Annotated in this window: 14 protein-coding genes; 8 read left to right on the top strand and 6 right to left on the bottom strand. The window is 67.2% G+C overall.

Annotated elements, in window-relative coordinates; all coding sequences use genetic code 11:
• Nucleotides 1-35 precede the first annotated feature (35 nt).
• Entirely contained in the window at nt 36-461 is a 426-nt protein-coding gene (locus IE243_RS08020; RefSeq protein ID WP_191318828.1) for a SufE family protein, read from the top strand.
• Nucleotides 462-479: 18 nt separating this feature from the next.
• Here the strand turns inward: IE243_RS08020 and IE243_RS08015 are convergent, their stop codons facing one another.
• Both IE243_RS08015 and IE243_RS08010 read right to left on the bottom strand, forming a co-directional pair.
• Nucleotides 480-1,412, bottom strand: a complete 933-nt coding sequence (locus tag IE243_RS08015; protein WP_244642960.1) for a DUF6456 domain-containing protein — start codon at nt 1,410-1,412, stop codon at nt 480-482.
• Nucleotides 1,413-1,427: 15 nt separating this feature from the next.
• Nucleotides 1,428-1,682 (bottom strand): hypothetical protein, encoded by a 255-nt coding sequence (locus IE243_RS08010; protein WP_191318827.1) that lies wholly within the window; start codon nt 1,680-1,682, stop codon nt 1,428-1,430.
• Nucleotides 1,683-1,762: 80 nt separating this feature from the next.
• Here IE243_RS08010 and IE243_RS08005 point away from each other — a divergent pair, with 80 nt between their 5' ends.
• The gene (locus tag IE243_RS08005; RefSeq protein WP_191318826.1) at nt 1,763-3,889 is read left to right on the top strand and encodes a S9 family peptidase; all 2,127 of its coding nucleotides are present in this window, start codon (nt 1,763-1,765) and stop codon (nt 3,887-3,889) included.
• A 140-nt stretch (nt 3,890-4,029) separates the two neighbouring features.
• On the opposite strand, the gene IE243_RS08000 is transcribed toward IE243_RS08005, so the two are convergent.
• On the bottom strand, nt 4,030-5,742 hold the full coding sequence (locus IE243_RS08000; RefSeq protein WP_191318825.1) for a hypothetical protein: 1,713 nt from the start codon (nt 5,740-5,742) through the stop codon (nt 4,030-4,032).
• Between the two features lie 622 nt (nt 5,743-6,364).
• On the opposite strand from IE243_RS08000, the gene IE243_RS07995 reads away from it, so the two are divergent.
• The 4 genes from IE243_RS07995 to IE243_RS07980 all read left to right on the top strand — a co-directional run bounded on the left by IE243_RS07995 (nt 6,365) and on the right by IE243_RS07980 (nt 10,759).
• Nucleotides 6,365-6,964 (top strand): superoxide dismutase, encoded by a 600-nt coding sequence (locus tag IE243_RS07995; RefSeq protein WP_191318824.1) that lies wholly within the window; start codon nt 6,365-6,367, stop codon nt 6,962-6,964.
• Between the two features lie 527 nt (nt 6,965-7,491).
• Entirely contained in the window at nt 7,492-7,881 is a 390-nt protein-coding gene (locus IE243_RS07990) for a hypothetical protein (RefSeq protein WP_191318823.1), read from the top strand.
• Between the two features lie 190 nt (nt 7,882-8,071).
• Nucleotides 8,072-9,601, top strand: a complete 1,530-nt coding sequence (gene murJ, locus IE243_RS07985; RefSeq protein WP_191318902.1) for a murein biosynthesis integral membrane protein MurJ — start codon at nt 8,072-8,074, stop codon at nt 9,599-9,601.
• Nucleotides 9,602-9,748: 147 nt separating this feature from the next.
• A complete protein-coding gene (locus IE243_RS07980) occupies nt 9,749-10,759 on the top strand; it encodes a mechanosensitive ion channel family protein (RefSeq protein ID WP_191318822.1) in 1,011 nt (336 codons plus the stop codon).
• 80 nt (nt 10,760-10,839) lie between these two features.
• Here IE243_RS07980 and IE243_RS07975 read toward each other — a convergent pair whose 3' ends face one another.
• The 3 genes from IE243_RS07975 to IE243_RS07965 form a co-directional block, all read right to left on the bottom strand.
• Complete coding sequence (locus tag IE243_RS07975; protein ID WP_191318821.1) at nt 10,840-11,454, bottom strand: nuclear transport factor 2 family protein; 615 nt, start codon at nt 11,452-11,454, stop codon at nt 10,840-10,842.
• Nucleotides 11,455-11,656: 202 nt separating this feature from the next.
• Nucleotides 11,657-13,051, bottom strand: coding sequence for a M20/M25/M40 family metallo-hydrolase (locus tag IE243_RS07970; protein WP_191318820.1), 1,395 nt, complete (start codon nt 13,049-13,051; stop codon nt 11,657-11,659).
• A gap of 357 nt (nt 13,052-13,408) precedes the next feature.
• Nucleotides 13,409-14,920, bottom strand: coding sequence for a helicase HerA-like domain-containing protein (locus IE243_RS07965; protein WP_191318819.1), 1,512 nt, complete (start codon nt 14,918-14,920; stop codon nt 13,409-13,411).
• 736 nt (nt 14,921-15,656) lie between these two features.
• Here IE243_RS07965 and IE243_RS07960 point away from each other — a divergent pair.
• Nucleotides 15,657-17,603: a methylmalonyl-CoA mutase subunit beta gene (locus IE243_RS07960; RefSeq protein ID WP_191318818.1), complete on the top strand. Its 1,947-nt coding sequence runs from the start codon at nt 15,657-15,659 to the stop codon at nt 17,601-17,603.
• Nucleotides 17,604-17,786: 183 nt separating this feature from the next.
• Nucleotides 17,787-19,943, top strand: coding sequence for a methylmalonyl-CoA mutase (gene scpA, locus IE243_RS07955; protein ID WP_191318817.1), 2,157 nt, complete (start codon nt 17,787-17,789; stop codon nt 19,941-19,943).
• The last annotated feature ends 401 nt before the right edge of the window (nt 19,944-20,344 follow it).

The raw sequence follows: 20,344 nt of genomic DNA, 5'->3' as shown, positions 1-20,344 counted from the left end.
GCCACTTTCCCCCAAAATGCATTATGGATGGGCGCATGTCCGCAGCCATCGACGCCATCATCGACGACTTCGCCTTTCTCGACGAATGGGAAGACCGTTACCGCTATCTGATCGAACTTGGCCGCAGCCTGCAGCCGATGTCCGGGGCGGCGCACACCGACGCCAACAAGGTGCGCGGCTGCGCCAGCCAGGTCTGGCTTGAAAGCCGGGTCGAGCAGTCCGCCGCCGGCCCAATCCTGCATTTCACTGGCGACAGCGACGCCCATATCGTTCGCGGCCTTGTCGCCGTCGCTTTGGCGTTCTTCTCGGGACGTCCGGCGCAGGAAATCGTCGCCGCCGACGCCCAGGGGCTGTTCCGCCAGCTTGGCCTCGCGGAGCATCTGACGCCGCAGCGCTCCAACGGCCTCAACTCCATGGTGAACCGCATCAAGGCTGACGCCGCTGGCGCGCTGGCGGGGTGACGCGGACATGGCCGGCCCCTACCCGCGCCAGGCGCGCGTGCTGGCGCGCTCCGGCCCCCGGGCGGCGGCAAGGCCATAGTGGGCGGCGAGGCGCGCCAGCGCCATGCGCAGGATCAGCTTGCCAGACCGCGCTGGCCAGGCCCGCTCTTTCTCCACCTGCTCCAGCCCCTTCAGGAAACCGCAAACGTCCACCAGCACGCCGGCGAACTCGTCGCCAGCCGCCGCCAGTGCGCGGCTGACGCGCTGGCGCGCCGCCATGGCCATGTCGCCCGGCTCCTGCCGCAGACGTCCGCCGTTGCCGGCGGACACCGGCGTCTCCCAACTGGCGGTGACGCGCGGCGTCATCTGCGCCCGGGTCATGTCGGCCCGCAGCCGCTCGCCGGCGGCGAAGGCGGCCTCGTCGATCATCGCCTCTCCAGACCGGTCGCGGCGACGACGCAGCCATGCCAGCGGACTCTCGGCGTGATTGACGCGCACGCGTTGCATTTCTCCATCGACGCGCCGTTCTTCATGACCAAGATCAGCGTGCTGGGCCCGCCAGGGATCGCCGTCAGGACCCTGGACAGCCGCGCCAGCCCGGCGCAATCGCGCCCGCCCCGCCTGTGACAGCACCAGCCGTTGACGCGCCGCGCCCGCCTCGCGCTCCAGGGCGCCCGCCGTCAGCAACCCCCGCACCATCGCGCCGTCGACGGCGCCGCCGCCGAGACTGACGCCGCCGCCATTGGCCAGACGGCGCGCGCCGGTGAAGCCGATGCTCCAGGCGTCGCGGCCATCAACCGACGGCGTCAGAAAAGCGCCGGAAACGGCGAGACGCGCCAGCAGCCTCCCTGTCCCGTCCTCCCTGCCGGCGCCGCCAGGCTGACTGGCCTGTCGGGGCCGGTTGGCTTTCCCCAATTTCGCCCTGGCGGCGACGGTGTCACAGACAGAGGCATGCACAGGGTGTTTGTTCACTTTTTGTTCCATATGTCATATCCTCCTTGAACAGACCCCAACCGTCACGCCGTCGGTCGACGCCTTGACGGCGCTCAAGCCTGGCGATTGCAGGGCAGGTAATTTATAGGTAATAATTCCTAAAATCGCCCAGGAGTCAAGTCCGAATTCGCCAGCCCTGTTTTTGACCCGGCCGTCCCGACGATCGCCGCCGCCTCTCAGGCGTACTGATGCGCCAGAGAAAACCGCCTGTGAAAGACCGATCTTGATAACGCCGCGGTTGAGGCGCATCTGGTGGGCTTCCAGACGCTTCCCGCTTTTTGGCTCCTCATCGCCGGCTTCCGCCTGCCGGACCAGTCCAGGAACAGATCATGACAGACAGCGCCAGCACGCCTTTTCCGGCCGCTCCGGTTACGCCGGCGCGCCCCACGACGCGCGTGATCCACGGCGAAACGCTCCATGACGACTATGCATGGCTGAAGGCGGACAACTGGCAGGACGTGCTGAAGAAGCCCAAAGCCCTCCCGGCCGATATCCGGGCGGTGCTGGAGGCCGAGAACGACTGTTGCGACGCGGTCATGGCGCCGGCGGCGAGGCTGCGCAAAACCCTCGTCAAGGAAATGCGCGGCCGTATCCGCGAGGACGATTCCGAGGTCCCTGCTCCCGATGGACCGTGGCTCTGGTACGAGCGCTTCGAAACCGGGGCTGAGCACGGATTGATCTGCCGCCGCTCCCGGGCCGGCGGACCTGAGCAGATCCTGATCGACGCCAACGCCATGGCCGAAGGCAAGCCGTTCTTCGATCTGGCGGCCGCCGACCATGCGCCTGATTTCAGCCGCCTCGGCTGGAGCGTCGATGAAAAGGGCTCGGAATATTACGACATCCGCGTGCGCGAGGTCAGCGCCGACGGCGCCCTGCGCGATCTGGACGACCAGATCACGGACACCACCGGCGAACTGGTCTGGCAGGCGGACAGCGCCGGCTTTTTCTATGTGATGAACGACGCCAATCACCGGCCGAGCAAGGTGTTCCTGCACCGCCTTGGCCAACCGCAATCGGCCGACCGGCTGGTTTATGAGGAAGCGGACGCCGGCTGGTTCGTGCACATCGACCAGACGCAGTCCAGCCGCTACCTCATCATCGGCGCCGGCGATCACGAGACCAGCGAAACCTGGCTGGTCGATCTGGAAGCGCCGGAGGCGAAGCCGTTCCTGGTGGCGCGCCGGGAGCCGCAGGTGATGTACGACGTGGAGCACCACGGCGACCAGCTCATTCTCTGCACCAATGCTGACGGAGCCGAGGACTTCAAGCTGGCGACAGCGCCGGTCAGCGCGCCGCAGCGCGATAACTGGCGCGATCTGGTTCCGCATCGCCCAGGCGTGATGATCCTGTCGCACCTCGCTTTCGCCCGGCATCTGGCTCGCATGGAGCGGGAGGACGCCCGGCCCCGCATCGTCATCCGCGAAATGGCCAGCGGCGAGGAGCATGTCATTGCCTTCGACGAGGAGGCCTATGCGCTCGGCATGGATGGCGGCATGGAGTTTGACACCGACGACATCCGCTTCGCCTACGCTTCGCTGACGACGCCGGCGACGACCTACGCCTACAACATGGCGACGCGGACGCGGGAGGTGCTGAAGCAGCAGGAAGTCCCCTCCGGCCACAACCCGGCCGATTACGTCACCCGCCGGCTGATGGCGCGGGCGGACGACGGCGCCCTGGTGCCGGTGTCGTTGCTGCACCACAAGGATACGCCGCTCGACGGCAGCGCCCCGGCGCTGGTCTATGGCTACGGCGCCTATGGCAGCTCCATGTCGGCGTCGTTCCGCACCAATCCGCTATCGCTGGTCAACCGGGGCTTTGTCTACGCCATCGCCCACGTGCGCGGCGGCACGGAAAAAGGCTGGGCCTGGTATCTCAACGGCAAACGCGAGCACAAGCCCAACACTTTCAGCGATTTCATCGCCGTCTGCCGCTGTCTCGCCGCCGAAGGCTACACGTCGTCCGGCCGCATCGTCGCCCATGGCGGCAGCGCCGGCGGCATGCTGATGGGCGCCATCGCCAACATGGCGCCGGAGCTGTTCGCCGGCATTATCGCTGACGTGCCCTTCGTCGACGTGCTCAACACCATGCTGGACGACAGCCTGCCCCTGACCCCGCCGGAATGGCCAGAGTGGGGCAACCCCGGCGCCAGCAAAGAGGCGTTCGATCTCATCCGCTCCTATGCTCCCTATGAGCAGGTGAAGCCGCAGGCCTACCCCGCCATCCTGGCGCTCGGCGGCCTCACCGACCCGCGCGTGACCTATTGGGAGCCGGCCAAATGGGTCGCCCGCCTGCGCGCCACCATGACCGGCGGCGGGCCTGTCCTGTGCAAGATCAACATGGACGCTGGCCACGGCGGAGCCTCCGGCCGCTTCGACTCGCTGAAAGAAACGGCGCTGATGTACGCCTTCGCGCTGATGGCGACGCAGGGTTTTGACAAGGCGCCCGTCGCCTGAACAGAGGACGCGAGCGCCCAGGAAATAAAAAGGGGCCCCAAAACGGGGCCCCTTTTTTCCTGTCCGGGCAGATCGCTTGAGCGAAACGGCAATTTCCCAAGGCAATGCGGCGTCTGCCTTATCTGCAGACATTCCGGCGTTCAGGCCTTGTCGCCTTTGGCGACATGCGCCTTCAGGGCGTCGAGCGACGGGAAATGTACGACGCCTGAATCTGTCTGGGCTTCAATCGAGCCATCCGAATACATCACATACAGCGAGCCCGCGGCTGTGTAGCTGCCGACGACCGTTGGCGGCCCCTCCGGCTCCACGGGCGTCGCCGCGTCAACTGGCTCGGGCTTTGCGACTGGAGCAGCGGGCTTCGCCACTTCTGGCGCGACCGCCGCGCGCGTCGCGGGGGCGTCGCCCCCCGCCAACGGGCGGGACGTGGGACGCGTCGGAAACACCACGTCGCCTGTCGCGGTCCCGGCTGGCGTCAACGGAGCGGCGACGTCCGGCCTGACCATCTCAGGGAAAGCCGGCGCTGGCGCCGCCGGGCGCGCCGCCGGCTCAGGAGGAACAGCGGCGGCCGGACGCGGAGCCGGACGTTCGGGGAATACCGGCGGCAACCTGCCGCCATCACTGGCCAGCTTCTCCGCTGACCTGCCAGCGGACACTCCCTTGCCCGACTCATCGGCCCTGCCGCCACGACGGCTGAACAGGGAGCCGATGCGGGCCGCGAGATCCGGCTTCGCCTCTGCCGCCGGCCGGGCCGCGGAACTGACTGGCGCGTGCACTGGCCCCTGGCTGACGGTTTGCGCCAGCGCAGGTCGATCCGGCGAGACAGGAGCGCGCGCCGGCTTGTCGACAGGAGCGACGGCCGGCAGAACGGCCGGCGGCGTCGCCCTGCCCGGGACGCCAGCGTCCCCGGCAGCAATCCCGGCGGCGGTCACAGGTGGCGGCGCACTGGCGCGCACTGGCGTCTCTGGCGGCATTGGCGGAGCCTTCAGACTGGAAAGGGCGCTGGCCGCTGATATGGGGCGTGACGCAGGCGCCGGTTGTGGCGTCGCTCGTGTCAGCGTTGGCTTGGCTGGGGCGGCCGGAGCAGCCGCGTCCTCATCGCTGCCTGGGCCGGGAGCGGTCCGCGACGTCGACGCCAACGAGCCGGGCCGCAGCAAATCATTCAGACGATCCTCCACGGCGGCGGGAATGACTGGCGCCGCCTTCGGGGCGGCCGGCGCGGCTGGAGCGGCGACAGCGCTTCCATTGTCCAGGTTCCTGCTCGCGGCAGGAGTGGCGGCCACGGTCGGCGCGGCCGGCTTCGGTTCGGGCCGGGCCGGTTGCGGCGGCGGCGCGGCCGGCAGGGCGGAAGCAGCGGGCCCGGCCGCCTGGGAGCCGGCGTCGCGCCTGGGCGGCGCGACCGGGGCGGCGCCTGTTGTCGCTGCCGCGCCGTGTGCGGCGGCTGGCGCATCGATTGCGTCCGCATCCTTGGCGGCGGCTGCGGGCGCTGACGTTACAGGAGTGGCCGGCGACAGGGCGTCCGGCATGACGCCCGGGCGGGCGTCGGCTTTGGGCGCGGCCGGTCGCGCCGGGGCGGCGCGCGACGACGCGCTTCGCGTTTTCCTGTCGGCGGCCTCTCCCGCAGGGGCATGGGCCTGCTCTTCCGCGTAGCCAGCTTCAAGCATGTCAGGCAGCTGCCGCAAGGCGCGCACCACCATGGCCAGACCGAAAACGATAGCGCCGCCAGTCAGATACATGCTGCCCGATATGACCCACGCCCAACCGCGCTCCAGCACGATCATGGGAATGCCCCACGCCAGGGCCCATACGCCTCCCACGGTCAGCGCCAGCGCAATGACATACAGTATCAGCAGCATTATTGCCTCTCTTGACAGGCGTTGCCCCAGGGCGCAGTCGCCGTGAACCGGGTGACGACCACGCCCGGCCTTCTGATTTGCAACATTCCCAAGGCAAAGCCGCGATTGGCCGCCGGAGAATGTCCTGACCATTCCAGCCGCCCGGGCTGCAATGCTTCTGGCCAGACCGCGAAGACGCTGACGCATCCACGGTCCTGTCAATTCCGACAGGAGAACGACAGCCAACGCCCGTCGCTCCCGGGTCAGAAGATATCTTCCATACTCCCACCGGCGGGTCCGCGCATACGAATCCCGCATCGATCGCCGGCCAATCCGGCTTTTTGCGGATCACATTTGCGGTGCGGCGACCGATCGTCGGGTGGAAAATGCGACGGCCCGCCATTTCCTCGCGGCAAATGGTGAACAAAAGATCACGCAAATGCATTGTTCAATCAAAGTCTGCAAGGCGCGGACAGCTTTTTCGCGCTACGACGCCAGACGCCACGCCGTCTGTCCCCGCAACCAGCCGCCCCCATCTATCGGCGGCAATTGTCTTGCCCGTGTCGCCCGCCCGGCTTAACAAGTTGCATCCGGCTGCCGACGCTTGCGCCGGCAAGCAGTTTTCCTGAGGAGGAAGGAAGTCATGACTTTCAAGCTGCCCGAGCTCCCCTACGCCTACGACGCGCTTCAGCCCTACATGTCGAAGGAGACGCTTGAGTATCACCACGACAAACACCACCAGGCTTACGTCGACACCGGCAACAAACTGCTGGCCGGCACGGAGCTGGAAGGCAAGAGCGTCGAGGAGATCGTCAAGGCCTCCTATGGCAAGAACCAGCCGCTGTTCAACAACGCTGGCCAGCACTACAACCACCTGCACTTCTGGCGCTGGATGAAGCCGAACGGCGGCGGCGCCATTCCTGGCGCGATCGAGAAGAAGATCGTCGCGGATATCGGCTCGGTCGAGAAGTTCAAGGAAGACTTCGTCCAGGCTGGCGTCGGCCAGTTCGGTTCGGGCTGGGCCTGGCTCGCGCTCAAGGACGGCAAGCTCGAGATCATGAAGTCCCCCAACGGCGAAAACCCGCTGGTGCACGGCGCCACGCCGATCCTCGGCGTCGACGTGTGGGAGCACTCCTATTACATCGACTACCGCAACCGTCGCGCCGACTATCTGAAGGCTTTCGTCGAAAACCTGGTGAACTGGGAATACGTCGAGAAGCTGTTCAACGAAGCCAGGGGCTGAGCAGCGCAACTGGCCAGGTCCAGCCTGGCCGGCTCCATGCGCCCGCCGTCCGAAAGCACGGATGGTCAGGAAACGGTCGCTTCGGCGGCCGTTTTTTTTGGGGGGTGGCCCCATTCACCGCGCAGCGCACGCGTTTGGGCGGCCATGCGCATTCCCTGGCCATGCCTGCCTCGCGGCCAACCAACCTTTGAAAGCGATAGCCCGTTTCGACGCCAGGACTAACATGCAGGCTCCGTGAGACGTGAGCGGCATATTTCAAAATGGCGAACGACGTGGATCATTGTTACGGAATTTATGGACTATGCGCTGGCGCTGCGGCAGGCGTTGCGGTGATCATTATCGCGCGCTGTCGAATGTGGATCCGTGAACGTCGCCCGGCAATCCGATGCCGCGCCGACGACCTGGCGCAATCGCGCCCGCCCCTGCACGCAAACCCGGGAGCCGGGATCACCCCTCTCCTGCCCACGCACCTGCATTCAGGCTCTTCAGGCTGGCCCGAGCAGCCATGGGCCCAGGGAATTTCGGCAGTGCTCGCTGCGCTGCCCTCCGCGCCTGGCCAGCTTCGCGACTATGACGACATGTTTCCATCCCCACCCGGCGCGCCCCCCAGCTATCCAGGCTCTCCCCTGACCAATTCCGCGCCCAACGGCTATCTTGACCCGCCTCCGGCCTATACCTCCCGGAACATTCCCGAACACCCGCATATCGACCTGATCGGGGAAAGCGGCTCCACGCATGGACCGTCCCACGGCGGCGCGACCGCGTCCGTCGGAGAAAATATGGACGCCCAGCTTGCGGCAGGCGTCTCCGGGGCGGCTTCCCTGCCGCGCGCAACGCCCGCAAGCATGGCCGGGCGGGTATTCTGGCGACGCGATGAAGCCGATATGGTCCACGCCCTCGACTTCAGCTTCATCTGACAGGCGCCCGTCAGCCAGACGACGCCCGGGCGCTTCAACAGGCGGCAGCAACCCGTTAAGCAATTCGCCTTATTCGGCTGACAGGATCGTGTTCCGATCTATCGAGTAATCTGGATCGCGCACCTGATCCATTGAACCGCGGGGCGACTCAATGGATCAGGTGCGCCATGGCCAGGACGGGCGCCCCCGCATGCTGCGCAAAATTCTCTCCTTCAGTGGTTTCACCCTGCTGTCCCGCCTCACCGGATTCCTGCGCGACGTGATGATGGCGGCGGTGATGGGCGCCGGGCCGCTGATGGATGTGTTCGCCATCGCCTTCAAACTGCCCAACCATTTCCGCGCCATCTTTGGCGAAGGCGCCTTCAACAGCGCCTTTGTGCCGGCCTACTCCCACGTGCGCGCCCAGGGCGGCGAAGAAGCGGCGCGCAGCTTTGCCGACCGGCTGTTCACCGGCATGCTGATCGTCCAGTTGATCGTGCTGGCGCTGGCGCTGGTTTTCATGCAGCAACTCGTCAGCCTGCTGGCCCCAGGCTTCACCGCTGATCCCGCCCGGTTCGACCTTGCCGTCACGCTGACCCGCATCACCTTTCCCTACCTGCTGTTCATGACGCTGGTGACGCTGGTCACCGGCGAACTCAACGCCTCCGACCGCTACGCGGCGGGCGCCTTCGCGCCGGTGCTGCTCAATCTGGCGATGATCGGCGGCCTCGCCCTCGCCTTCCTGTTCCCCACCAGCGCCCACGCCGTCGCATGGGCGGTCACGGTTTCAGGCGCCTTGCAACTGGCGCTGGTGATGGCGGACGCGAAACGCGCCGGGTTGCTTCCCCGTCTGCGCCGTTTCGTCTGGGACAGCCAGATGAGCCGGTTTTTCCGCACCCTTGGTCCGGCGATCATCGGCTCGGCCGGCGTGCAGATCGCCATGTTCGCCGACACCATCATCGCCACGTTGCTGCCGGCCGGCGCAGTGTCGTCGATCTATTTCGCTGATCGCATTTACCAGTTGCCCATCGGCATCATCGGCATCGCCGTCGGCACGGTGATCATGACCGAGATGAGCCGCCGCCTCGCCGCCGGCGACGAGGCCGGCGCACACCGGGCGCAGAACCGGGCCATGGCGCTGACCCTGGTGGCGGCGGCGCCCTTCGCCTGCGCCTTCCTGGTCGTTCCCACCCTCATCATGGAGGCGTTGTTCGCGCGCGGCGCCTTCACGGCGGCGAATGCTGCGGCCGCCGGCCAGGTGCTGGCCGCCTACGCGGCGGGACTGCCGGCGATCGTGCTGATCCGCTCGGCCGTTTCCAGTTTTTATGGCCGCCGGGACACCATGACGCCCCTGATCGCTTCGCTGACGGCGGTGGCGGTCAATGTCATTCTGAAAATCCTGCTCACCAGCCACTTCGGCGCTCCGGGGCTCGCCGCCGCCACCAGCGTCGGCGCCTGGGTCAACCTGGGTCTGCTCGTGCTGCTGGCCAGCCGGCGCGGCTGGATGGGAGCGGATTCGCACTTCATCAAGACCGTGGCCTGCGTCGCCACCGCCACGCTGGCGCTCGCCATCGCCGCCTGGGCGCTGGAACCACACGCCGCCCGGGTGGCGGAACTGGCCCCGCGCTGGCGCAAGGAGACGCATCTGGGCCTGCTCGGCGTCGCCGGCGCGGCCATTTACGCCGGGGCGCTGCTGACGGCGCTGCGCCTCTCCGGCGTGCGTTTCCGGGGCCTCCGGTAGACCGCGCTCCGCCCCCCGCCGTCGGCGCAAGGCTCACGTTCCGAAGATCCATCCAAAAACGTCCGTTGCCCATAGCCGCCACGCCTTCGTATAAGCACCCGGCTTCAGGCGCGGGGCGACGGATCCCCGACCGGCCAGGGAGAGGACATGACCCGGGGGCTCATCACACAGTTCGCTATTGCTGCGGCGGTGCTCGTGGCGCTGGGCGTCGCCACCTGGGCGCTTGGGTGGATGATGCGCCGGAAGGAAGCCTGGTCGCGCAGCATCCTGGCGCACGTCTGCCGCCTCGCCGGGCTCACCCTGATCGTACTGACCCTGCGTCACGCAGTTTTTCTGACGCTTGATCTCGACTGGGCGCCCAAGATCGGCTCCGAGACCGTCAATATCATCACCGCCGTGGCCGTCGGGCTGGTGTGGCTGCGCGAACTGTTCCAGCTCATCAACAGGCTGACGCACGCCCAGATCCGCAAGGGCAGCGACCCCACCTCGGCCCGCGCCGTCGCCCGGGCTCTCAAGGCGGCGGCCGTGTGCCTGATCCTGCTGATCTTCGGCGAACATTTCGGCATCGGCCTCTCTGGCCTGCTGGCCTTCGGCGGCATTGGCGGCATCGCCATCGGCATGGCCAGCAAGGATGTCCTGAGCAACATCTTCTCGGGCGTCATGCTGTTCTTCGACCGGCCATTCCGCATCGGCGACTGGGTGTCGTCGCCGGACCGGAACATCGAGGGAACCGTCGTCGAGATCGGCTGGCGCATCACCAAGATCATCACCTTCGATCACCGGCCGCTCTATGTGCCGAACGCGGTGTTCTCGGCGATCAGCGTCGAAAATCCCGGGCAAATGACCAACAGGCGGATCAAGACAACCATCGGCCTGCGCTACGAGGACGCCGACCGGCTGCAGCCGATCGTCGAGGACATCCGCGCCATGCTGAAGAAGAACGAGAAAATCGACCAGGACCAGACCCTGCTGGTCTACTTCGACGCGTTCGCCGGCTCGTCCCTGAACATCATGGTGTACTGCTTCACCAAAACCACGCGCTGGGCCGAATGGCTGGAGGCGCAACAGGAAGTCTACCTCGCCATCATCGCCATCGTGCACGGGCGCGGCGCCGACTTCGCCTTCGAGTCGCAGACCCTCTACATCGAAAAGTCCTGAAAGCCGGCGCAACGCGAAACGGGTTGCGTTTCGCGCTGCGTCTGGTCCCATCGTTTTGGCTTCGCCGCGTCTCGCTAAAGCTATTCCGGTTTTGGCAGGCGGTTGGCCTGGCTGAGCGCCACCCGCCACACGCCCTTGTCGCGCACATAAAGCGTGAGCCACTGGAAGGCGTCGCCCTTGCCCTTGCGACGGTTGTCCCGGATGACGCTGACGCCGCTCAGGACGGCGGCGTCGGGGCTGAAAGTCTCCACCAGCGCCTGGTCGGTGGACGCCAGCTCGACGCCGTTCTGGCCGGAGAGCAGCAGGTCGATGCGCTCTTTCTTCGTTTCAGCCCGACCGGTTTCGCGCAGGTGCGTGAAGCGGTCGTGATACATCGCTTCCAGCGCCGCCCGGTCCTTGCGGGCGATCGCGTCCTTCATCTTGCGGCGCAGGTCGAGGATCTGGTCGGCGACCCGCGCCTCCCGAGGGGCGTCAACAGCTCCGTCCTTGCTGGCGGCCGGCCCGACAGGCGCGCCCGTGGTTCCAGCCGGCGGCGCCGCGGGAGCGGCGTTTTTGGGCGCGGCCGGAGCGCCAGCGGGCGCCGGCGCATTCTGCTCCGCCGCCACGCCGCCAGTCATCGCCGCGGTCATCATCGCCGCCAGCGCCAGGCCTAAAGCGGGGCGCTGCGCAGCCCGCTGTCCAATCCATCCAAACATGCGTTCCTCACCCATATCGTCAGCAGAACCTGCCAGATCGAAGCAGGATTTTGCCCTGTCTTTTTTACTTCGAAGCGCGTTCCTGGAGCGGCTTGCGATCAATCCGGGCCGGGCGCCGCTCCGGGCTTTCCTGTTTTGAGCGAAATCCGGCCGCTCCGGCGGGAGGCGGCGTTCGCCCCGTTGGGCAACGCAGATCGCCTGTTCAGGCGGAAAGCGCCGCGAGGATGCGCGCCCAGCTGCGCGAACCCTTGTGGAAGCTGGTCAGATCATATTTCTCGTTCGGCGAATGGATCCGGTCGTCGTCGAGACCGAAGCCGACCAGCAACGTGTCCATGCCGAGCAGGCGACGGAAATCGCCCACGATCGGGATCGAACCGCCAGAGCCGATTGTCACCGCCGGCCGGCCCCATTCGTCGGCCAGAGCAGCGGCGGCTTTCTGCAGGTCTGGCAGATCGAAGGGCAGCGCAATGGCCCAGCTGGCGCCATGATCGCCGAACGACGCCGTGCAATCGGCCGGCAACATGGATGTCACATAAGCGCGAAAGCTGTCGCGCACCTTCTGCGGGTCCTGGTCGCCCACCAGGCGGAATGAGAGCTTGGCCGTCGCTTCGGCCGCGATCACCGTCTTGGCGCCGGGGCCGGTGTAGCCGCCGAAGATTCCATTGACGTCACAGGTCGGGCGCGACTGGATCTGCTCGATGACCATGCGGTCGGCCTCGCCAGCCGGCTGCGACAGACCAACGGGCCCGAGGAACCGGGCGGCGTCGAGACCGAGGCCGCGCCATTGCTCCAGCACCTCCGGCGGCGTTTCGGGCACGCCGTCATAGAAACCGGGCAGCGTCACCCGGCCGCTTTCATCGTACAGGCCGGCGATAATGCGCGAGAGCACGCGGATCGGGTTCTGCGCCGCGCCGCCGAACAGGCCGGAGTGCAGGTCACGGTCGGCGGCGCGAATGGTGACCTCCTCATAGACCAGCCCACGCAGGCTGACGGTGATGGCCGGGGTGTGAACGTCCCACATGCCAGTGTCGCAGACCAGGGCCACGTCGGCGCCCAGTTCGTGGCGGTGGGCGTCGACGAAGGCCGGCGTGTTCTTGGAGCCGACTTCCTCCTCGCCCTCGACCATGATGGTGACGTCCACCGGCAGCTCGCCATGCACGGCGCGCCAGGCGCGACAGGCCTCGACGAAGGTCATCACCTGGCCCTTGTCGTCAGCGGAGCCACGGGCGACGATCGCCCGGCGACCATCGGCCAGGGTGACGATCTGCGGCTCGAACGGCGGGCTCTCCCACAACTCCAGCGGCTCCGGCGGCTGCACGTCATAGTGACCGTAGAACAGCACGCGCGGCTTGCCAGTCTCTGGCGTTTTGGCCAGCACGATGGGGTGGCCGGGGGTGTCGCGCACATCGGCGGCGAAACCCAAGGTCTCCAGGGCGCCGCGCAACCAGTCAGCGGCGGCGCGGCAATCCTGCGCGTGGGCCGGATCGGTGGAGATCGACGGGATGCGCAGCCACGACGACAGCCGCTGCAGGGAAGCATCCAGATCGGCGTCGAGGTGCGCGAGAACGGCGTCGAGCCGGTCGGTGGGATCAGGCATGGAAGTCTCCTGCGCGGGGGTAAAGTCCGGTCGGCTCAACCAGGATTTGCCCCACCTTGATTCACACACGTTATATGACGGGCCTCCGTCTCCCGCCATGCCCGCCGTCGTGACAGGCATCCCCGAACAACCTCCAATCCGGACGCCCAGGCGAGCATGTGAACCGCGAGCCTGTGAACCGCGCGCATGAACGCCGCTTGCCAGGACGCCCCGGTCATGACGCGCGTTCTGGAGAGGCGCACGCCTTGGCCATGATGCGCCGGAGGGCAGCCAGACGGCGTCGCGCTGGCGTGGCGTCTGGCGCGGCCTGCGCGTTGGCGGGGGCCCGGCCGCCGCGCCTTGCCTGCTCGGCGCGCGTCAGCGTTTGCCGATGCCGAAAACGCCTTTGAGAATGGCGTTGCCAATTTTCGTGCCGATGGTGCGGGCGGCTGATGAGGCGGCGTTGGTAATAACCTTCTCGGTGATGCTCTGGCCGCGCCGTCCCTTGCCGGAACCGCCGCCCAGCACGCCGCCGAGCATGCTGTCCAGCAGGCCGCCGCCGCTTTCGCCGTTCTCTTCAGCGCCTGGCGCGGCGGAGGCGTCCAGTTCGCTGATGCGGTCCCTGGCGCTCTTGCGCGGCTGCGCCGCGAAATGATCCGGCCGGAACGGGCTGGCGGCGATGACCGCCTGACGCTCCTGCGGCGAGATGGCCCCGACGCGGGCCGATGGCGGCGCGATCAGCGTGCGCTCGACCACGGACGGCGTGCCCTTGCCTTCGAGCACGGAGACCAGCGCCTCGCCCACCGCCAGCTCGGTGATGACCTTCGCCGCGTCGAAAGCCGGGTTCTGGCGGAAGGTGTCGGCGGCGGAACGCACCGCTTTCTGGTCGCGCGGCGTGAAGGCGCGCAGGGCGTGCTGAACCCGGTTGCCGAGCTGGGCCAGCACGGTCTCAGGCACGTCCAGCGGGTTCTGGGTGACGAAATACACGCCAACGCCCTTGGAGCGGATCAACCTCACCACCCGCTCGATCTGGTCGAGCAGCGCCTTCGGGGCGTCGGAAAACAGCAGATGCGCTTCATCGAAAAAGAAGGCCAGCTTCGGCTTGTCCGGATCGCCGATCTCGGGGAGCGCATCGAACAGGGAGGTCAGCAGCCAGAGCAGGAAGGTGGCGTAGAGCCGCGGGCTGTTCATCAATTTGTCGGCGGCGAGAATATTGATGACGCCGCGGCCGCTGGCCGGATCGACCCGCAACAGGTCGCTGATGTTCATGCCCGGCGCGCCAAAGAACTGGTCCGCGCCCTGGTTCTCCAGCACCAGCAACTGGCGCTGGATGGCGCCCACCGACTGGCTGGCCACGTTGCCATAGGTCGCGGCCAGGGTTTTGGCGTTCTGGCCCACATAGACCAGCAGGGCGCGCAGGTCGGCGAGATCAATCAGGGGGATCTGCTGCTCCTGCGCCACGCGGAAGGCGATGTTGAGCACGCCCTCCTGGGTGTCGTTCAGTTCAAGCAGCCGGGCGACCAGCAGCGGCCCCATGTCGGACACGGAGGCGCGCACCGGATGCCCCTGAACGCCGAACAGATCCCAAAACACCACCGGAAACTGCTCGGGAACATAAGCAAACCCGAATTCCTCCGCCCGTTTGACGAAGGCAGGTTGGCCGTCGCCCTTCTGGGAGACGCCGGAGAGATCACCCTTGATGTCGGCGGCGAACACGGCGACGCCGGCGCGGGACAGGCCCTCGGCCAGCACCTGCAGGGTCACCGTCTTGCCGGTGCCCGTGGCGCCGGCGACAAGGCCGTGCCGGTTGGCGAGGCGCAGCGACAGGGATTGCGGCTCCGGCTCAGGACCGTTGCTGAGGCCAATCAGAACATAGCCATCATCCGCCATTGCATCTCCCCGGAGCAAAATCCGCGATCCGGTTTTGCCCTGTCACACTGATATGACGCGCTTCCCAACGCGAATTGGCCCGGCGTGCTGGAGCGCGCGCCAGAAAGCGCGCCGAAGCGCGCGATCCTGGTCCGTGGAATCGCGGAGCGGCGGCGAAACCCGGTGAAGGCGCCCCTGACGCCGGTTCGCGCCAACCGATTCAGGCCTGATGATTCAGGTTATACAGGAGTGCGAACCCGCGCCAAAACCCCATGCCTTCGCCAGCGTCGATCGCCGGCGCTGTCAAGGTTGCCGGGCGTTTGGCGGGCCGGTGGTTTTACGTTTTCTGGAACATTTCCCCGCATGGCGGCGGCGGACCGGGCGGTTCATTTGAACAAACGCTTGAACATGTGAGCGTTCCTGGCCTAAACCGGCGTGGTTTCCGTATGATCGCCGATATGCACCCAGGCGCCGCCCTCGCAGCCACGATCCTGGCCGGGTATGATCGCTTTGTGTTTGACGGCCTCCCATATGGAGACTAGAGCGTTTCTGGATTGGACTGCGCCTTTCGTTGCATGTCCGGTCATCAGGAAATCGTTCCGGTTTGTGACTCCGGTCGCAGGTTCCGGCGCTGACGGCGAGGCCGTCGGGCGGAACGGCGGGCTGGAGCCCGGCCGGTCCAGAAGACAACTGAACGGGACGATGGACGTTGCTCAGGCGACGTTCTTCCCCAGATCACGAAAGCCGGCCTGTTCCCATGGACGATACGTGTCTTGCCCCCGCTTTTCCCGAATTCTCCAGGGATGACTGGCGAAAGCTCGTCGACAAGGTGCTGAAGGGCGCCGACTTCGACAAGAAGCTGGTGACGCGGGCCAGCGAAGGCATTGCCATCCAGCCGCTTTATGACAAGGCCTCCGGCGACGTTCCGCGCGCCGTGCGCGCCGAAGCCGGCGCATGGGCCGTCACCCAACTTGTCGACCATCCGGTTCCTGCCGAGGCCAACCATCTGGCCCTCGTCGATCTGGACGGCGGCGCCAGCGGCCTCGCCCTGCGCTTCGCCGGCGCGCCCGCGGCGCGCGGCGCCGGCGTGGCCATCAACACGCTGGCAGATCTGGAAAAAACCCTTGACCGGGTCATGCTCGACCTGATCCCGCTGCGGATCGAGGCGGCTCCCTGGCTCGGCCGTCACACCGCGGCGCTGGTCGCCGCCCTCGTCGACGCCCGCAAGCTGAAGCCGGCTGACGTGAACATCGATTTCGGCCTCGATCCGGTGGGCGACATCGTCCGCACCGGCTCCTCGCCGCTGCCCGTCGACGCCCAGCTCGACCGCCTCGCCGACACGGTGCGCGATCTCGCCGCCCGCGGTTACCGTCGCACGCTGGTGCGCGTCGACGCCCGCCCGGTGCATGAGGCCGGCGGCTCGCAGGTCGAGGAACTGGCCTACGCTTTGGCGACCGGCGTGTATTATCTGCGCGCCCTCACCAGTCGCGGCCAGTCGATCGAAGCCGCCCGCGACGCCATCGCCATGCTGCTGCCGGCCGACGCCGACCAGTTCATGACCCTCGCCAAGTTCCGCGCCGTCCGCCTGCTGTGGGCCCGGGTGCAGGAGCTGTGCGGGCTGGAGCCGAAGCCGCTGTACGTCTCGGCAGAAACTTCCTGGCGCATGACCACCCGCCGGGACCCGTGGGTGAACATGCTGCGCGTGACGGAAGCGGTGTTCGCCGCTGGCGTCGGCGGCGCCGACAATGTCACGGTGCTGCCGCTGACCGCAGCGCTCGGCCTGGCCGATGAATTCGCCCGCCGTCAGGCGCGCAACACCCAGCTGATCCTGCTTGAGGAATCGAACCTGTGGCGCGTCGCCGACCCGGCGGCTGGCGCTGGCGGCGTCGAGCAGCTGACCCGCGAGCTGTGCGCCCTGGCCTGGGCGCAGTTCCAGAAAATCGAAGCCGCCGGCGGCGTTGTCGAAGCATTGAAGAACGGCTTCGTCCAGGGCGAGATCGCCAGGGTGCGCGCCGCCCGCGAGAAGCAGATCGCCCGCCGTCAGTTGCCGCTGACCGGCGCCAGCGAGTTCCCGAACATTCATGAAGCGCCGGTCGAGGTGCTGACCCCGGCCGCCCCGGCGCCGCTGGCCAGCGACGCCCGCCGCATGGACGTGTCGGCCACCTTCGAGGAGCTGGTCGATCAGGCCCGCGCCGGCGCTGGCCTGCCTGACAATCTGGCCCGCGTCGCCTCCCCGGTGGCCGAGGCCTTGCCGGTGCACCGCGACGCGGAGGCCTTCGAGGCCCTGCGCGATCGCGCCGACCAGTTGCTGGCTGGCAAGGGCGCGCGCCCGAAGGTTTTCCTGGCCAATCTCGGGCCGATCGCGGCCTTCACCGCCCGCGCCACCTTCGCCAAGAACTTTTTTGAAGTTGGCGGCGTCGAGACGCTCGGCAACGACGGCTTTCCGTCGCTGGAGGCCATGGCCGAAGCGTTCCGCGCGTCCGGCGCCCACATCGCCTGCCTGTGCTCATCGGACGCCGTCTATGACGCCGAAGCCGCGACCGCCGCGAAAGCCCTCGCCGCCGCCGGCGCCAGGACCATCTACCTCGCCGGACGTCCCTCGGCCGAGCTGGAGGCGGCGCTGAAGGAGGCGAACGTCACCCGTTTCGTCTACATGGGCGCGGATCTGATCGCCGTGCTGTCCGAGGCCATCGACCTCGCCTGACGCTCTTTCCTGACGGCGGCCAGCCCGCCGCCGTCACCCAACACGCGCCGGGGGAGCCCACCCGGACGGCGGCCCAGGTTGAGCCGCCCGGACATCCGGCGCTACAATGTCATCATGCGAGCGTTCGCAACGCGCCGTGCCGGCGGGCGGACGTTCCTGGCAGATCGAGAAGTGGCCAGTCACATGACCAGGATTCCTGACTTTACGTCCGTCGACTGGGAAGCGCCGCGCGTCGCCGCCCCCGCCGCCTCGGGCGAACCGTGGACCACGCCGGAAGGCATCGACGTCAAGTCGGTCTACACCGCCGCTGACCGCGATGAACTGGCCTTCGTCGACACGCTGCCGGGCCTTGCCCCGTTCGTGCGCGGCCCCTACCCGACCATGTACGTGAACCAGCCGTGGACGGTGCGCCAGTACGCCGGCTTCTCGACGGCCGAGGACTCCAACGCCTTCTACCGCCGCAACCTCGCCGCCGGTCAGAAGGGCCTGTCGGTCGCCTTCGACCTCGCCACCCACCGTGGCTATGACAGCGACCATCCGCGCGTCTCCGGCGACGTCGGCATGGCGGGCGTCGCCATCGACTCCATCTACGACATGCGCACCCTGTTCAGCGGCATCCCGCTCGACCAGATGTCCGTGTCGATGACCATGAACGGCGCGGTGCTGCCGATCCTTGCGCTTTATGTCGTCGCCGCCGAAGAGCAGGGCGTGACCCCCGACAAGCTGGCGGGCACGATCCAGAACGACATCCTCAAGGAGTTCATGGTCCGCAACACCTACATCTATCCGCCGGCCCCCTCGATGCGGATCATCGGCGACATCTTCGCCTATACCTCGGCCAACATGCCGAAGTTCAACTCGATCTCGATCTCCGGCTACCACATGCAGGAAGCTGGCGCGACGCAGGACCTGGAGCTGGCCTACACGCTGGCCGACGGCGTCGAGTACATCCGCGCCGGCCTCGCCGCCGGCCTGACCGTCGACCAGTTCGCTCCGCGCCTGTCGTTTTTCTGGGCGATCGGCATGAACTTCTTCATGGAAGTGGCCAAGCTGCGCGCCGCGCGCCTGCTGTGGGCCCGCCTGGTGAAGGAATTCGGTCCGAAGAACGACAAATCGCTGCCGCTGCGCACCCACTCGCAGACCTCCGGCTGGTCGCTGACGGCGCAGGACGTGTTCAACAACGTTTCGCGCACCGCCATCGAGGCGATGGCCGCCACCCAGGGCCACACCCAGTCGCTGCACACCAACGCCCTTGACGAGGCGCTGGCGCTGCCCACCGACTTCTCGGCCCGCATCGCCCGCAACACCCAGCTGTTCCTGCAGCAGGAGAGCGGCACCACCAAGATCATCGATCCGTGGGGCGGCTCCTATTACGTCGAGCGCCTCACCGCCGAACTGGCGAAGAAGGCGTGGGAGCACATCGAGGAAGTCGAGAAGCTCGGCGGCATGGCCAAGGCCATCGAAGCCGGCATTCCGAAGCTGCGCATCGAGGAAGCCGCCGCCCGCACCCAGGCGCGCATCGACAGCGGCGCGCAGTCGGTGATCGGCGTCAACAAGTTCAAGCCCGAGAACGAAAAGCCGATCGACGTGCTGAAGGTGGACAATTCCGCCGTGCGCGCCGCCCAGCTCGACAAGCTGAAGCGCCTCAAGGCCGAGCGCAACCAGGCCGAGGTCGACGCCACCCTGAAGGCGCTTGAGGACGGCGCGCGCGGCAACGGCAATCTGCTGGCCCTCGCCATCGACGCCGCCCGCGCCAAGGCCACCGTCGGCGAGATCTCGCTGGCGCTGGAGAAGGTGTTCGGCCGTCACCAGGCCGAGATCCGCTCGATCTCGGGCGTCTACAAGCGGGAGGCCGCCGCCATGAGCGAAGTGCAGCGCGTGCAGGACCTGGTCGAAACCTTCCAGGAAGAGGACGGCCGCCGTCCGCGCATCCTCGTCGCCAAGATGGGTCAGGACGGGCACGATCGCGGCCAGAAGGTCATCGCTTCGGCCTTCGCCGACCTTGGGTTCGACGTGGACATCGGACCGCTGTTCGCCACGCCGGACGAGGCCGCCCGGCAGGCGATCGAAAACGACGTGCATATCGTCGGCGTGTCGTCGCTGGCCGCCGGCCACCTGACGCTGGTGCCGGAGCTGAAGGCGGCGCTGGCCGCCCAGGGCCGCCCGGACATCATGATCGTGGTGGGCGGCGTGATCCCGCCGCAGGACTTCGACGCCCTGTACAAGGCGGGCGCCTCGGCCATCTTCCCGCCCGGCACGGTGATCGCCCAGGCCGCCGAGAAGCTGCTGAACGAGTTGCGCCAGCGCCTCGGCTACCTGCCTGGCAAGGCCGCGGAATAAGCGGCCGATCTTTCCGCCGAATATCCCGGCGCCGCGGCTCCTGCAGGGGTCGCGGCGTTTGCGCTGAAGGACCAGCCGCAGGTCTTCCGCTCCTCGCCTGAACCGCGCACAGATTGATTCCGGATTGTCTGCCAGACGACTGTTTTGATTGTGGTTTCCTGAAGCGATCATTGCGCTGGCCCAGTCCAGGGACGAGGGCGCGCCAGACCATGGCGGCAGGGCATCCCAGGCGCCAGCCAGATTCATGAAACAGACGCAACGCACTGTTTTTATTTAGTAATACAACAGGCCAACCACGCATTCGCGGCCGCCCGTCATGATATCGTCATGGTGGCGCCCGAAGGGACGGCCAGGACATTTTCCCCAAAGCGACGCCTGCTTTCCAGGAACCGGCTTGCAGG

Source organism: Camelimonas fluminis (assembly GCF_014656355.1).
Lineage (GTDB): Bacteria > Pseudomonadota > Alphaproteobacteria > Rhizobiales > Beijerinckiaceae > Camelimonas > Camelimonas fluminis.
This window is presented reverse-complemented; position numbering and strand designations above follow the sequence as displayed.